Origin of the sequence: Corynebacterium sp. MSK006, assembly GCF_030232385.1 — a bacterium.
In the GTDB taxonomy this organism is placed as follows: domain Bacteria; phylum Actinomycetota; class Actinomycetes; order Mycobacteriales; family Mycobacteriaceae; genus Corynebacterium; species Corynebacterium frankenforstense_A.
On record NZ_JASPJZ010000041.1, the window covers coordinates 1 to 212 of the forward strand.

1 protein-coding gene is annotated in these 212 nt (G+C 74.1%); it reads right to left on the reverse strand.

Annotated features, from left to right (window positions below; genetic code table 11):
* The coding region (locus QQA02_RS11625; RefSeq protein WP_284864354.1) for a hypothetical protein at positions 1-212 on the reverse strand (212 nt) is incomplete at both ends.

Consider the following 212-nt stretch of genomic DNA (forward strand, 5'->3'; position numbering starts at 1 on the left):
CAGTCGCGGTCAGTTCGTCCGCGTCCGGGACGGGAACCAGCGAGGCGCCGGCGGTGTCTGCGTCCGCGGGGTCGGCCTCGTCGCCGGCGAGGTTCCCACCTGCCGGGTTGACGCCCTGCCGTGATCCATCGGCGCCCATGCCCACGGTGGCGGCAGCACCTGTGTCGGGCTGGGTGTCTGACTCTCCGGCGGTCTGGGCAGCAGGCCGGGTG